This is a genomic window from Oceanobacillus limi (genome assembly GCF_900111445.1).
In the GTDB taxonomy this organism is placed as follows: domain Bacteria; phylum Bacillota; class Bacilli; order Bacillales; family Amphibacillaceae; genus Ornithinibacillus; species Ornithinibacillus limi.
Map to the genome: position 1 here is coordinate 92,647 of NZ_FOHE01000011.1, position 14,440 is coordinate 107,086.

Genomic DNA, 14,440 nt, shown 5'->3' on the forward strand with positions numbered 1-14,440 from the left:
CTACCGGCCGTAAAAAAATATGTAAACTAATGATGAAATACTTTCCAATATAGGCAAAGAGCAATTTGTCAGTTGGTACAAGCTGGAAGGTTATCCTTTGACACGAAGTTAACGAATTGTCTTCCTATAAGCTTTCCACATTTTCATGAAGAAATAACCATTAACCATCTTTTAACACATACTTCTGGTATCCCAGATTACTTTGATGAAGATGTTATGGAAGATTTCGAGGAACTTTGGGTTGAAAAACCAATGTATTTTTTGTAAGAGCAAATCCATCATTCCTAAATAAAAACCTCGCATTTGCGAGGTTTTTATTTGAGGCTTACTTATAAATTTTAGGGAAGTATACCGTAACTTCTGTTCCTCTATTTACTTCACTGTCTATTTCTATTTTACCTTCATGAACATCAACAATATGTTTTACAATCGCTAACCCCAGCCCTGTGCCCCCAGTATTTCGACTCCGATCTTTATCGACTCGATAAAAGCGCTCAAATATACGAGGTAATGCCTCTGATGGAATACCAATTCCAGTATCACAAACAACAATACATATCTGTTCATCCGTTTCGATAACAGTCAATGACACATCTCCATTTGCTGGGGTATAATTGATCGCATTGGTTAATAGATTTATACATACTTGTTTAATACTATCATAATCTGCTTCTAATAATACATCTTGCTCACAATTTACTGTAAGATTAATTTCCTTCTCTTTAGCCTGGTGTTCTATAATCGGTATAATCTCCTTAATTACCTTTGATAAATTAAACTCTGTTAAAGACAGTTGATACTCTTCTTTTTCTAGTTTGGATAACGTTAATAGGTCTTCAACTAATGCCTGAAGCCTGTTGCTTTCGTCGTAAATTATTTGTGTAAAATCTTGCGTTGTTTCCTTATCATCAAGAGCTCCATCCATTAACGTTTCCGCAAATCCCTTAATAGATGTTAACGGTGTTTTTAACTCATGTGATACATTTGCTACAAAGTCTTTACGCATTACTTCTAACCTTTTTAGCTCGGTAATATCATAAAAGACAAGTACAGCACCTTTTAATAGATTTCGTTCATTAAAGATCGGTGCACCCACAACCTCAATGTATTGCTTTCCATCATTGTCTTGTTTAATCGACTTTTTTACGTTTTTTTCATATAAGAAAGTTTCTTGTACTGTACGATGTACTTTTTCATGATTGATCACGTCATAATAAAGATAACCGATGTAGTCTTTTTGGTTTTGACCAAACATGGATAAGAATTTACGGTTCACTAAATGAATATACCCTTTATCATCAATTAGAACCAAGCCACTTTGGGTATTTTCGATAACAGTTGAAAACTGTTCCGCCTGCATTTTCTCATGAATTGACAACTCACTTAGGTTTCGTGCCAATGCATTAATCTTACTGCTCAATTCTCCGACACTACCTGTTATCGGATGATGCATACGAGCACGAAAATTACCTTTGATCAATGCATCCATTGTTTTACTAGCTTTTTGAATTGGTTTTATATACATGTCAAACACATGTAAAAGAATCATAATTAAAATAATATATTGTGTTAATAATGCTGATATTAATACGATATAATTATCAATGACTTGATATAAAACAATACCCGTAATAATAACCAAAAGTGTAATTCCTAGCGCGTAATAAATAATTGGCTTTTTAAATAGGGGTTTCATGTTGGTACCTCCATTTTGTATCCAAGTCCTCGTACGGTTTTAATATAAACAGGTTTCTTCGTTGATGGTTCAATTTTTTCCCGTAAATGACTAATATGCACATCTACGATTCTAGTATCTCCTACAAAATCATAATCCCATACGGCACTAAGAAGCTGATCCCTAGATAATACTTTCCCTTTGTGATTTGCTAAATAATGAAGTAATTCAAATTCTTTTCGAGTGAACGTTAATACTTCGTCCGCTTTTTCCGCTTCATATCTTTCTGGATATATTGTTATGTCACCGATCTTTATTGTATTTGGCCGTTGTTCTACTTGTTTGTTGGTCCTTCTTAGGATCGCCTTAATCCGTGCCAATACTTCTTTTGGGCTGAAAGGTTTGGTTAAATAATCATCCGCTCCTATCTCCAGCCCGAACACTTTATCGAACTCTTCCGATTTAGCAGTGAGCATTAAAATTGGAGTTTCTATGTGTTCACTTCTTAAATGTTTACAAACATCTATCCCATCCATTTCAGGCAACATTAAGTCAAGAATGATGAAGTCGTAATCATTTTCTTCTACCTTTTTGATAGCTTCTAGTCCGTTGTACGCTACATCCGTACGATAACCAGCTTTTTCTATATTAAATTTTAACAAAGTTACGATTGAGCTTTCATCATCAACAATAAGTATTTTCTCATTCATCATCTATTCCCCATTTCCCCTAAAAGCCATTCTATATATCTATCTTACAATGGATGAAAGATAAAAGAAATATTTGAATGGAATTGTAAAGAAAACTTTAAAAACAACATTTAAGGTAGGCAAGTTGAAATTAGTCTTAAACAAAAAAGAACTATCCGATAAAAGATAACTCTTATCTTCTACTATTAGAAAAAATTCTCCAAAGAACTTGCTGTGATGGATTTTGGTTTATAAGCGGGACAAACCTTTAATTCTCCTGTTATGACCTCATCCCCTTCTACATCAAACCCATGAACAGATAGCGTGACTTTATGAGCCTCCACATCAATGGAGGTCACCTCTACCGTAAATTTAACTTCCGTATTATGATATACCGGTTTTGGAAAGGTCATTTCATGGTCTGTAATGTGACTTCCTGGCCCTGGTAAATGCATCGAAACAATGGAAGACACCATTCCAAATAGCATTACGGAAGGTACAATTGGACGATGATATGGAGTCTGTGAAGCGTAATCGTGTTGGATATAAAGAGGATTGGCATCATTTGTTAAACCAAGATATAATAATAAATCCTTATCTTGAATCATGTGAGTTGCAGTGTATGAATCACCAATATGTAAATTATCGATCTTCTTTCCTAATTTCCTTTTCTTCCCTATCATGTTGACACCTCCATAGAATGTAAGCGTTTTCTATTATATCAAATAATACCATGATATTCTACGAAATAAAAGAAAAAACTCCTTTCCATAAAAGGAAAGAAGCTCTTCATGATAACTATTGCAATATGTTCAAAACGTTTTTAACCGAATCAGCAGATTTATCTAATGCTGCTTTTTCTTCTTCTGTTAGATCTAACTCAATAATTTCTTCAATACCGTTACCACCAAGGATTGTAGGTACACCTAGATAAATATCCTTATAGCCATATTCACCTTCAAGATATGCAATCGAAGGCAGTATACGACGTTGATCTTTCAAAATTGCCTCTGCCATTACCGTTAGTGATGCAGCTGGTGCGTAATATGCGCTACCATTCCCCAAGAGATTTACAATTTCACCGCCACCAGTACGCGTACGTTGAACAATCTCGTCAAGTCTATCTTTTGAGATTAAATTTTCCAAAGGAATGCCTCCTGCATAAGAATAACGGATTAATGGGACCATGTCATCTCCATGTCCACCTAGTACAAATCCGGTTACATCTTTTACAGACACGTTTAATTCTTGTGCAACAAATGTACGGAAACGAGCAGTATCTAGTACGCCTGATTGACCAATAACACGTTCTTTCGGAAAACCAGATTCTTTATATACTGTATAAGTCATTGCATCAACAGGATTCGTTAATACAACAATCGTTGTATGCGGTGAATAACGAACAACTTCTTGTGTAACAGACTTCATAATTTTAGCATTCGTATTTACAAGGTCATCGCGGCTCATACCTGGTTTCCGTGCAATACCTGCAGTGATGATAACTAAATCAGAATCTTTGGTTTCCTCATAGTTAGCAGTTCCAATAATATTTGCATCAAATCCTTGAACCGGACTAGCTTCTAACATATCCAAAGCTTTTCCTTTTGTTGGATCTTCCATGTTAGGAATATCAACCAATACGACATCACCAAGTTCTTTTTGGGCTATCATTAATGCAGTAGTTGCACCAGTAAATCCAGATCCAATCACAGATATTTTATTTCGTTTTTTACCCATTTGAAAACCCCCTTGTCTTTTATCAAGAAGTAAAACGGTTGAAGCTTCAAGCTGAATCTAAAATTAGAAGAGTGATTATCCCATATTTTTAATCAGTTCGTCACCGAATTCAGAAGTTTTAACTTCTGTTGCGCCATCCATTAAACGGGCAAAATCGTACGTTACGACTTTAGAAGCAATGGTTTTATCCATTGATTTTGTGATTAAATCAGCTGCTTCTCTCCATCCAAGATGCTCAAGCATTAATACACCTGATAGAATAACAGATGAAGGGTTAACCTTATCTAATCCTGCATATTTAGGTGCCGTACCATGAGTCGCTTCGAAAATTGCATGCCCCGTATCATAATTGATGTTTGCTCCAGGAGCAATACCAATTCCACCAACTTGTGCTGCAAGTGCGTCTGAAATATAATCACCATTTAGGTTCATCGTAGCAACTACATCAAACTCTTTTGGACGAGTTAAAATTTGTTGTAAGAAGATATCTGCGATAGCATCCTTCACAAGTATTTTTCCAGCTGCTAGTGCTTCGTCTTGTGCTTTGTTAGCGGCATCTTTACCTTCTTTTTCCACAATACGATCGTACTCAGCCCAAGTAAATACTTTATCACCGAATTCTTGTTCAGCAACTTCGTAACCCCATGCCTTGAACGCACCTTCTGTAAATTTCATAATGTTTCCTTTATGAACTAGTGTAACACTTTTACGACCTTCATTCAGCGCATAGTCGATTGCTGCACGAACAATACGTTTCGTTCCTTCCTCAGATACTGGTTTAATTCCAATACCAGAAGTTTCTGGGAAGCGGATTTTATGTACATCCATCTCATCTTCAAGGAACTTAATAACTTTCTTCACTTCATCAGTACCTTTTTGCCATTCAATTCCAGCATAGATATCCTCTGTATTTTCACGGAAAATAGCCATGTCAACATCCTCTGGACGTTTAACCGGTGATGGTACACCTTCGAAATAACGTACTGGACGTAGGCAAGTAAATAAATCAAGCTCTTGACGTAGTGCAACGTTTAAAGAACGGATTCCACCACCAATTGGAGTTGTTAAAGGTCCTTTAATAGCAATTTTATAGTCGTTAATTTTATCTAGAGTTTCTTTTGGTAACCATTCTCCTGTTTGGTCAAATGCTTTCTGACCTGCAAGTACCTCTAACCATTCAATCTTTTTCGTTCCATCATATGCTTTTTCAACAGCTGCTTCAAGCACTCTTCTAGCTGCTGCCCAAATATCAGGTCCTGTTCCGTCTCCTTCAATAAAAGGAACGATCGGGTTGTTTGGGACATTCATTTGTCCGTTTTCTACAATAATTTTCTCACCTTGTGTCATAACTAAATCCTCCTAGTCTTCTTATCCTCTATGGTTTAATCCATGATAATAGCCGGGAATACCGGCTATTATCATTCTATTATTTCACCTATCGGTTGTTAATTGCAACATATTCTTGTGTGTTTGGTCCAATCCACTCTGCACGTGGGCGAATAAGACGGTTATTGGAATACTGCTCAAGTATATGAGCCAACCAACCAGACACTCGACTCATTGCAAAAATAGGTGTAAATAAATCATGATCAATACCTAGGCTATGGTATACAGATGCTGAATAGAAATCAACATTTGCTGGTAGCCCTTTATTTTCTTTGATATATGATTCAATTTTCACGGACATATTATACCATTTTTCTTGCCCAGTAAGTTTTGTTAATTCTTTAGACATTTTTTGAAGATGTTTTGCACGTGGATCACCATTTCGGTAAACACGGTGTCCCATCCCCATAATTTTTTCCTTATTTGCCAGTTTTTCTTCAATATAAGGAATTGCGTTTTCTTCTTCACCAATTTCAGAAAGCATTTTCATTACACGTTCATTGGCACCACCATGTAATGGGCCTTTTAATGCTCCTATTGCTGCAGTTATACCAGAGTAAACATCAGACTCGGTAGCTACACAAACCCTAGCAGTAAACGTGGATGCATTAAGCTCATGGTCAGCATGTAGTACAAGCGCTTTATTAATTGCTTCCACTTCAATTGGTTCTGGGTCTTTTCCATTTAACATATACAAGAAGTTTTCCGCATAACTAACACCTTTTTTCGGTTTAACCGGCTCCTTACCTTGGCGAATACGTGCGAAAGCAGCTACCACTGTGGAAATTTGTGCTTGTAAACGAATTGCTTTACGTTTATTGGCTTCTTCTTCCATGACATCTGCTTCTTCATCATATAATCCTAATAAAGAAACTGCAGTGCGTAATGCCGCCATAGGGTGTACCGTCGATAAGTCGTAGGAACGTAGATGGTCAATTACAGCTTGCGGTACTTCCATATGTTTAGAAATTTCATTTTTAAAAGCATCTAATTCCGATTGGGTTGGTAGCTTTAAATTCCATAATAAATAAACTACCTCCTCAAAACTTGAATTTTCAGCTAAGTCATCAATTTTATAACCAACATATGTTAGTTGATCATCAATAATTGAGCTAATTGATGATTGAGTTGCAACAACCCCTTCAAGTCCTTTCGTTGCTGTCATAAAATACCCTCTCCTTTTCTAGAAATAGTTTAAGAGTAATAACATAGTTAATGTAAATTTTATTCGACAATATCCCTATGTAAATAAACATTGTCATCCCCATGAATAATTATAAAGTATTCTACCGCTAATGTGAATTGAAACCGTTTGATTTTCTCAGATTATTTCCTAAAAAAGCGATTACAACCGACAAATTAATTGTTTTTGTTGCAAAAAGTATTCCATTTAATTCTTAAAAGCATGTCTATTTTTTCTTAAAGCATCATAAATAAAACTATAGAGGATAAGATTTTTTAAAAAATGGGGAAATCATATGTACAAGCAGTTATCCAATCAAATGTTAAGATGCCTCATCGTCATAGGAATTAGTTTCGGTTGCTATTTTTTGTTCGTATACACTTTCATGTATACCTATCCATTCATCATTGCAATTGGTATCTCTATACTTATCAATCCAATGGTGACGGTACTGGAAAGAAAAGCAAAATTACCTCGTAGCTTAGCAACAGTTACTGTTATCATATTTATTTTTGTTATTCTTTTAGGAACTGTATTTCTTATTATTTCTGAAGTAGTTCAAGGTACATTGTATTTAGCCGATATAATCCCAACCTATTTTGAAACGTTTGTCGGAATTATCGAGTCATTCGTTTATGATAAAGTACTTCCTTTATATCAATCGATAACTTCTTACATTCATACATTACAACCAGCACAGCAGGAAACTATTGTTGAAAACATACAAAGTTTTTTAGGATACATTACTACTACAGGGACAGCAGCACTACAAAGTTTTTTCTTAAATATTCCATCACTCATTTTACTATTACCAAATTCATTAACAATTTTTATCTTTATTATCTTAGCAACTTTTTTTATTACAAAAGACTTGGAGCGGCTTAGGCATACTGGAAAACGAGTCATCCCTGAAAAATTACACAATTACTATCATGACCTAGCCGCTCACCTAAAAAATGCTTTCGGTGGTTACTTTAAGGCGCAATTAATCCTTATTAGTATTTCAACATGTATTACTTTTTTCGGACTATTGATTCTTAATGTAGAACATGCTTTAACCATAACATTCCTAGCAGCAATTTTCGATATACTACCATTTATTGGTACTGGGATAATTTTTATTCCTTGGATTTTATTTACTTTTGTAACTGGGAACTATTGGTTAACAATAAGTATTTCGATACTTTTTAGTCTAATTATTATTGTTCGGCAAATTTTAGAACCAAAAATTCTATCAGATAGCATCGGTGTAAATCCACTCTTTGGATTATTTGTTGTTTTTATTAGTATCCAAATTTGGGGCGTTATTGGGATATTGATTGCACCATTATTAATGATTTTTTCTTATGTACTCGTGCAATCACGTACATTGTCAAGAGTTTGGGAATTTATTAAAGGTTAGCCTAATTCACCACTTTCGATATATAACAACATCCTTATCCATTAGTCGCTTAATAAGCTTTTGTAGTACACCTTTAAAAACCCCTCTTGTCCCAGGTAATACTAAAATAAACCCTGCAATATCTGTGATAAATCCAGGTGTAAATAAAAATACACCACCAACAAAAATACAGATTCCATCAAGAATTTCTTCAGCTGGAACCTGACCGTAATTCATGGATTGTTGTGCTCGTTGCCACGTTTCTATTCCTTGTTGTCTAGCTAAAGCTAAACCTACAATTCCTGTTAGTAGAATGAGTCCAACAACCCACCACGGTCCGATCATTCCTCCTGCCCAAATGAAAACTCCAATCTCAAGGGCTGGTATAATAAGAAATGCTATTAATAACCAACGCATGTAACCCCTCCATTATTATGAATTTGAATATGTAAGACATTTTTTGTTGGAATAAATGATGCTTTACATCTTTGTTATAAGTTTCCGAGTGAGGATTCCTTCCCTTCATTTAGGCTTTCATCTCTGTTATGAAGGAATGCGTGACGTTTACTTTCTCTTTACTTAGATCTAATATTCAGAATTTACACCTATAAAAAAGAAGGGGATTCCCCCTCTTTTTTAGTTAACACTGTACATTATGCTTTAGAAGCTATAGGTACTTCCTTATAGAACACTAGCATGGCCTTTATAAATATCACCTTTACTACCATCTATTGTAATGTCTTCTCCATCTGTTAACTGATCAACAATACCTTTAGCACCAACAATTACCGGAATTCCCAGGCTTAAACCAACTACTGCAGCGTGTGAAGTTAGCCCACCTTCTTCCGTAACAATTCCACTTGCTTTTTCAATTGCTGGCATCATATCACGGTCTGTACCATACGTTACAATAATATCACCAGTTTCAACATTTTTTACTGCCTCTTCAGCGTTTCTAACAATGACAGCTTTTCCATATGCGCTCTTCTTTCCTACTCCTTGCCCTTTTGCAACCACGTCACCAATTACATGGACTTTCATTAAGTTAGTCGTTCCGCTTTCTCCAACTGGAACACCCGCCGTAATAATGACACGACTACCTCTTCTGAATAGGTTCGCACTAATACCAGTTTCAACTGCAACATCAAGCATTTCGTCGGTTGTCGTTGCTCTTCCACCCATTACAGCATGTACACCCCAAACAAGCGATAATTGACGGTTTACTTGATCTGAAAATGTAACAGCAACAATTGGTGCTTTGGGGCGATATTTGGAAATCATGCGTGCTGTATGACCGCTTTCAGTTGGTGTAATAATTGCATCAACACCTAAATTCATTGCTGTATGAGATACCGATTGACTTATCGCATCTGTTATTGTCATATCAACGGATTCAGATCGAATTTTTAAAATTGTCTCATGATCAAGGCCTGTCTCTGTCTTCACTGCTATATTATTCATTGTCTGAACAGATTCAACTGGATAATTACCAGCTGCTGTTTCACCGGATAACATAATCGCATCTGTTCCATCGAAAATTGCATTAGCAACATCAGAAGCCTCTGCTCTCGTTGGTCTTGGATTGCGCTGCATAGAATCTAGCATTTGCGTAGCAGTTATGACAGGTTTTCCTGCGATATTACATTTCCTAATCAATTCTTTTTGAACTAATGGAACATCTTCTGCTGGGATTTCGACACCTAAATCTCCACGTGCCACCATGAGACCATCACTAACCTCAAGGATGCCATCAATATTATCAACACCCTCTTGATTCTCAATCTTAGGAATTATTTTAATGTGCTCTGCATTATGTTTTTCTAAAAGCTCTTTAATATCTAATACATCCGAAGGGCGCCGTACAAATGAAGCGGCAATAAAATCTACATTTTGTTCGATACCAAATACGATATCATTGGCATCTTTTTCTGTAATACCAGGTAGATTCACCTTAACGTTTGGTACATTTACACCTTTTTTATTTTTAATTGTACCAGAATTCAATGGCACGGTTTTAATTTCCTTGTTTGTATGATCAATTTCTACTACTTCTAATTCAATTAAACCATCATCTAATAATATTTTTGAACCCTCATGAACATCATCAATTAAACCTTCATACGTTACCGAGAAGCGTTCCGCTGTACCTTCAACTTCTTTCATGGACACATATACAGGTTGTCCTTCTACAAGCTCTGCTTGCCCATCCTTAAACGTACCAGTTCTAATTTCGGGACCTTTTGTATCCAAAAGAATAGCTACCGTTTCTCCAGCTTTTTTAGCCGCTTCTCGAATATTTTTAATACGAGCACCATGCTCGTCAAAATCTCCGTGTGAAAAGTTCAAACGCGCTACATTCATTCCCGCTCCAATCAACTGCTCTAACGTTTCAACGGATTCCGAAGCCGGACCAATTGTACATACAATTTTGGTTTTTCTCATTAATAATTCCTCCTACATTATAAATCAAATGAAAATAAATCTATCTATTTCATGTCAAAAAAGTTAAATCGATAATTCTTTAGAAAGCTGATACATTTCTTCATCAATTGTGTGTTCGACAGTTAAAATTGTATCAATATCATGGTCCACTAACTTATTATTTTCAATTCCGACCATTCTACCAGCCTTCCCTGCCAATAATAAATCAACAGCCTTTGCTCCAAGCCTACTAGCTAACACACGATCGTTTGCCGTCGGAGAACCTCCACGTTGAATATGCCCCAACACCGTGACACGTGTTTCCAGGTCTGTTGCCTCTTGAATTTTCTTGCCATAGTCAATTCCACTTCCAACACCTTCAGCAAGGATAATAATACTATGTTTTTTACCTCGTTCATGACCACGCTTCAGGCGTTCAATTACATCCTGAAAGTCATCTGGTTGTTCAGGTATTAAAATGCTTTCTGCTCCATCAGCTAAACCAGCCCATAATGCAAGGTCACCAGCATTTCTACCCATCACTTCAATTACATATGTACGTTCATGAGATGTTGCTGTATCACGAATTTTATCAATCGCTTCAATAATTGTATTTAAAGCTGTATCAAAGCCAATAGTAAAATCGGTTCCTGGTATATCGTTATCAATTGTCCCAGGTACGCCAATACAAGGATAACCTTTTGCTGTTAGTTTTTGGGCACCTCTAAAACTACCATCCCCTCCAATTACAACCAAACCTTCAATTCCAAACTTGTTAAGCTGTTCAATTCCTTTATTTTGCCCGGCATCTGTTTTAAACTCTTCACACCTTGCAGAGTATAACTTCGTTCCACCACGTTGAATAATATCTCCTACAGACCCGATCTCCATTTTCTCAATATTACCTTCGATCAGTCCTTGATACCCATTTTTTATTCCATAAACCTCAACATTATGATAGATACATTTTCTAACAACTGCTCGAATTGCAGCATTCATTCCAGGTGCATCTCCACCACTTGTTAAAACACCTATTTTTTTCATTTAATAATCACCTCAAGTTGCTGATATTCTATATTATCCAGTATTAGTATGTACTCCTGCTTAAAAATTAAGCATGTCAGACCAAAACCGGTTCTAGATAAGGATACCTCCTTATCCAAGATAATCGTAAAAACGTAAAATATCAATTAAAAACAATGGATTGAATAATAATTTTTAATTATGTTTTACTTATTGATGCACCAACGTTTAAACAGTATATTCCATTTAAAATGTAACATACTTATTAACCGAGAATTTCCCTTATGTAAAATTCCTAAAATTTACATAAAAATGAAAATAATCATGAGGGTTGCGAACCCACATGATTATTCCCTATAGTTCCATATAATCTCCAATTTGTTTATATTTTTCCCATCTTTTCTCAAGTAATACATCAGCTTTAACATTTATTAATTCATTGAGTGATTCTTCTAGAACCTTATTAATGTTAACTGCTTGTTCCTTAATATTACGATGTGCTCCACCTTTTGGTTCAGCAATTATCTCATCGATAACACCTAAATCATATAAATCAGGTGCTGTAATTTTCATCGTTTCGGCAGCCTTCTGAGCAAGACTTGAGTCCTTCCACAATAATGCAGCCGCCCCTTCAGGAGAAATAACAGAGTAAGTCGAATTTTCAAGCATGTGGATACGATCACCAACCCCTAATGCTAATGCTCCACCACTTCCACCTTCGCCAATTACAATACAGATAATTGGTACACTCAGACCAGCCATTTCCATTAAATTTCTAGCAATCGCCTCACTTTGACCGCGTTCTTCTGATTCCTTGCCTGGGTCTGCTCCCTTCGTATCAATAAATGTAATGATTGGACGATTAAATTTCTCAGCTTGCTTCATATGACGTAACGCTTTTCGATAACCTTCAGGGTGTGGCATTCCAAAGTTTCTCCGAAGATTTTCCTTTGTATTTTTTCCGCGTTGATGTCCAACGATAGTCACAGGGGTATCACGATAAAAAGCAATACCTGATACAATTGCCTCATCGTCTCCAAAAGAACGATCCCCATGAAACTCAACAAAATCCGTAAATAACTCCGCGATATAGTCTAATGTTGTTGGACGTTCTTGATGTCTTGCCATTTGTACACGTTGCCATGGTTTTAAATTCCCATATATATCATCTTCTAAAGTGGCTAAACGTTTTTCTAATGTGGTAATCTCCTCGGATAGATCAATATCACTTTCACTAGTAAATTTCTTCAATTCTGCAATCTTCTCTTTTAAATTTACAATAGGTTTCTCAAACTCTAGTACCTGTTTCATGAAGAGCTCCCACCCTTCTGATGGATTTTCAATATCTTGACAAATAGTTGTTTTAAATCATGACGATTAACTACTTGGTCTAACTGCCCATGTTTAAATAAGAACTCAGCAGTTTGAAAATCATCTGGAAGTTTTTCTCTTGTAGTTTGCTCAATAATCCGTCTACCAGCAAATCCTATTAAAGCCCCTGGTTCAGCAAAATTGTAATCACCTAAGGATGCAAAGCTTGCTGAAACTCCACCAGTAGTTGGATGCGTCATGACAGAAATCATTAATCCACCAGCATCAGAGAAACGTTTGATTGCAACAGATGTTTTTGACATTTGCATGAGGCTCAACACACCCTCTTGCATTCTTGCTCCACCAGAAGCAGTAAATATGATGAATGGTAGGGATTGCTCTTTAGCGTTTTCAATTGCACGGGCTATTTTCTCTCCCATTACAGAACCCATACTTCCCATTCGGAAGCTGGCATCCATTACAGCAAAGGCAGTAGCTTGTCCCTCAATCGTACCTTTTCCTGTTACAACCCCTTCATTTAGACCTGTTTTCAAACGATCTTTTTCTAGCTTTTCTTCATAACCTGGAAAATTAAGAGGATTAGTAGGTGCTAATCCACCATCCCATTCTTCAAATGTTCCTTCGTCAAATAAACTATCGATTCTTTCCCAGGCTGTTAATTGATGATGGTGCCCACAATTCGGGCAAACATTTAAGTTTTTGTTCATTTCTTTTCGGTAAAATATTTTGTAGCAATTGCTACACTTTTTCATGAGCCCTTCTGGTATATCTGATTTCACTTGTTCGCTTGGTACCGATGCATATTTCCTTTTTTTAGTAAAAAGGTCTTTAAGCAAGGTAACTCCCCCTTTTTTCGGAACGACCGCGATCGATCGGTTTTTTCATTCAGAAGTGTTGAAACTCTACTTACTATATCGAATCCAATATAAAAAAGGTGTCATAAAGAGTCGATAAAAATTATTTTATAATAACTGTATCCTCAAATAGGGATTCAATGGATGGATACTTCCTAGTTCTAAATATATTTATTAGTTCAACATAAAATTTTTGATCATAATAATGTGCATCCATTGTATGTGAATACTCTTCCATTAACCTCCATATCCGGGTTAATAAAAGGTTCTCTGTTTTAGTAAATAAATACGTAAAATAGGTAAGATGTTGCTTTTTCATGTCATCAGATAGATCCGTTGTTAGCTTTTCAAGTTCATTAATATTCTGATCCGTAAGACGTTCATAGGCCATTTTAGCAGCTTCTTTTTCTAGCTTCTTCTTCGTTTGTAATAAATCATTCCTTGTAGACGTTTCTTGTAAAATAAAAGATGCTAAAACCTCAACCGATTGGTAGGGACGATATGCACTTAGAAATGTTCCTTCACCATGCTTTGTCTCAATTAAACCCAACAGTTCCATCGCACGTAAAGCTTCTCTAACTGACGACCTCCCCGCACCTAACTTTTCAGAGAGCTCGCGTTCTGATGGCAATTTATCACCAGTTTTTAGCTTATTTTCATCAATTAACTTACGTATTTCCTGTAGAACTTCCTGATATACCTTTTGCTTCGGTGACATGGACACAGCCATGATCCACTCCTTTACACCTATATTACCGT

At 36.1% G+C, this 14,440-nt stretch carries 13 protein-coding genes and 1 pseudogene; 2 read left to right on the forward strand and 12 right to left on the reverse strand.

The genetic code is table 11. From position 1 onward, the window contains the following. Positions 1 to 60 precede the first annotated feature (60 nt). Positions 61 to 264 (forward strand): annotated as a pseudogene (locus BMX40_RS12690) (serine hydrolase domain-containing protein); the annotation flags it as partial. 61 nt (positions 265 to 325) lie between these two features. On the opposite strand, the gene pnpS reads toward BMX40_RS12690, so the two are convergent. From pnpS to citZ, 6 genes are all read right to left on the reverse strand, one after another. Next, positions 326 to 1,696, reverse strand: a complete 1,371-nt coding sequence (gene pnpS / locus BMX40_RS12695) for a two-component system histidine kinase PnpS (RefSeq protein WP_090870470.1) — start codon at positions 1,694 to 1,696, stop codon at positions 326 to 328. Then, the gene (locus tag BMX40_RS12700; protein ID WP_090870472.1) at positions 1,693 to 2,385 is read right to left on the reverse strand and encodes a response regulator transcription factor; all 693 of its coding nucleotides are present in this window, start codon (positions 2,383 to 2,385) and stop codon (positions 1,693 to 1,695) included. Before BMX40_RS12700 ends, pnpS begins: the two co-directional genes overlap by 4 nt. A gap of 185 nt (positions 2,386 to 2,570) precedes the next feature. After that, the gene (locus tag BMX40_RS12705; RefSeq protein WP_090870474.1) at positions 2,571 to 3,047 is read right to left on the reverse strand and encodes a MaoC/PaaZ C-terminal domain-containing protein; all 477 of its coding nucleotides are present in this window, start codon (positions 3,045 to 3,047) and stop codon (positions 2,571 to 2,573) included. 115 nt (positions 3,048 to 3,162) lie between these two features. Further along, a complete protein-coding gene (gene mdh / locus BMX40_RS12710) occupies positions 3,163 to 4,101 on the reverse strand; it encodes a malate dehydrogenase (protein WP_090870476.1) in 939 nt (312 codons plus the stop codon). Between the two features lie 75 nt (positions 4,102 to 4,176). Beyond that, positions 4,177 to 5,448, reverse strand: coding sequence for an NADP-dependent isocitrate dehydrogenase (gene icd / locus BMX40_RS12715; RefSeq protein WP_090870477.1), 1,272 nt, complete (start codon positions 5,446 to 5,448; stop codon positions 4,177 to 4,179). Between the two features lie 88 nt (positions 5,449 to 5,536). Beyond that, positions 5,537 to 6,652, reverse strand: a complete 1,116-nt coding sequence (citZ, locus tag BMX40_RS12720; protein WP_090870479.1) for a citrate synthase — start codon at positions 6,650 to 6,652, stop codon at positions 5,537 to 5,539. Between the two features lie 337 nt (positions 6,653 to 6,989). Between citZ and ytvI the strand changes: the two genes are divergently transcribed. Further along, positions 6,990 to 8,072, forward strand: a complete 1,083-nt coding sequence (gene ytvI, locus BMX40_RS12725; protein ID WP_244513539.1) for a sporulation integral membrane protein YtvI — start codon at positions 6,990 to 6,992, stop codon at positions 8,070 to 8,072. A 6-nt stretch (positions 8,073 to 8,078) separates the two neighbouring features. Here the strand turns inward: ytvI and BMX40_RS12730 are convergent, their stop codons facing one another. The 6 genes from BMX40_RS12730 to BMX40_RS12755 all read right to left on the reverse strand — a co-directional run bounded on the left by BMX40_RS12730 (position 8,079) and on the right by BMX40_RS12755 (position 14,411). After that, on the reverse strand, positions 8,079 to 8,468 hold the full coding sequence (locus tag BMX40_RS12730; protein WP_090870483.1) for an FxsA family protein: 390 nt from the start codon (positions 8,466 to 8,468) through the stop codon (positions 8,079 to 8,081). A 264-nt stretch (positions 8,469 to 8,732) separates the two neighbouring features. Continuing rightward, a complete protein-coding gene (gene pyk / locus BMX40_RS12735) occupies positions 8,733 to 10,493 on the reverse strand; it encodes a pyruvate kinase (RefSeq protein ID WP_090870485.1) in 1,761 nt (586 codons plus the stop codon). Positions 10,494 to 10,556: 63 nt separating this feature from the next. Beyond that, the gene (gene pfkA, locus BMX40_RS12740) at positions 10,557 to 11,516 is read right to left on the reverse strand and encodes a 6-phosphofructokinase (RefSeq protein WP_090870487.1); all 960 of its coding nucleotides are present in this window, start codon (positions 11,514 to 11,516) and stop codon (positions 10,557 to 10,559) included. 333 nt (positions 11,517 to 11,849) lie between these two features. Beyond that, positions 11,850 to 12,806 (reverse strand): acetyl-CoA carboxylase carboxyl transferase subunit alpha, encoded by a 957-nt coding sequence (gene accA, locus BMX40_RS12745; RefSeq protein WP_090870489.1) that lies wholly within the window; start codon positions 12,804 to 12,806, stop codon positions 11,850 to 11,852. Continuing rightward, entirely contained in the window at positions 12,803 to 13,663 is an 861-nt protein-coding gene (gene accD, locus BMX40_RS12750) for an acetyl-CoA carboxylase, carboxyltransferase subunit beta (RefSeq protein ID WP_090870491.1), read from the reverse strand. Before accD ends, accA begins: the two co-directional genes overlap by 4 nt. A 121-nt stretch (positions 13,664 to 13,784) precedes the next feature. Beyond that, positions 13,785 to 14,411 carry a FadR/GntR family transcriptional regulator gene (locus BMX40_RS12755; protein ID WP_244513531.1) on the reverse strand — a complete coding sequence of 209 codons (627 nt, stop codon included), beginning with the start codon at positions 14,409 to 14,411 and terminating at the stop codon, positions 13,785 to 13,787. Positions 14,412 to 14,440: the final 29 nt, after the last annotated feature.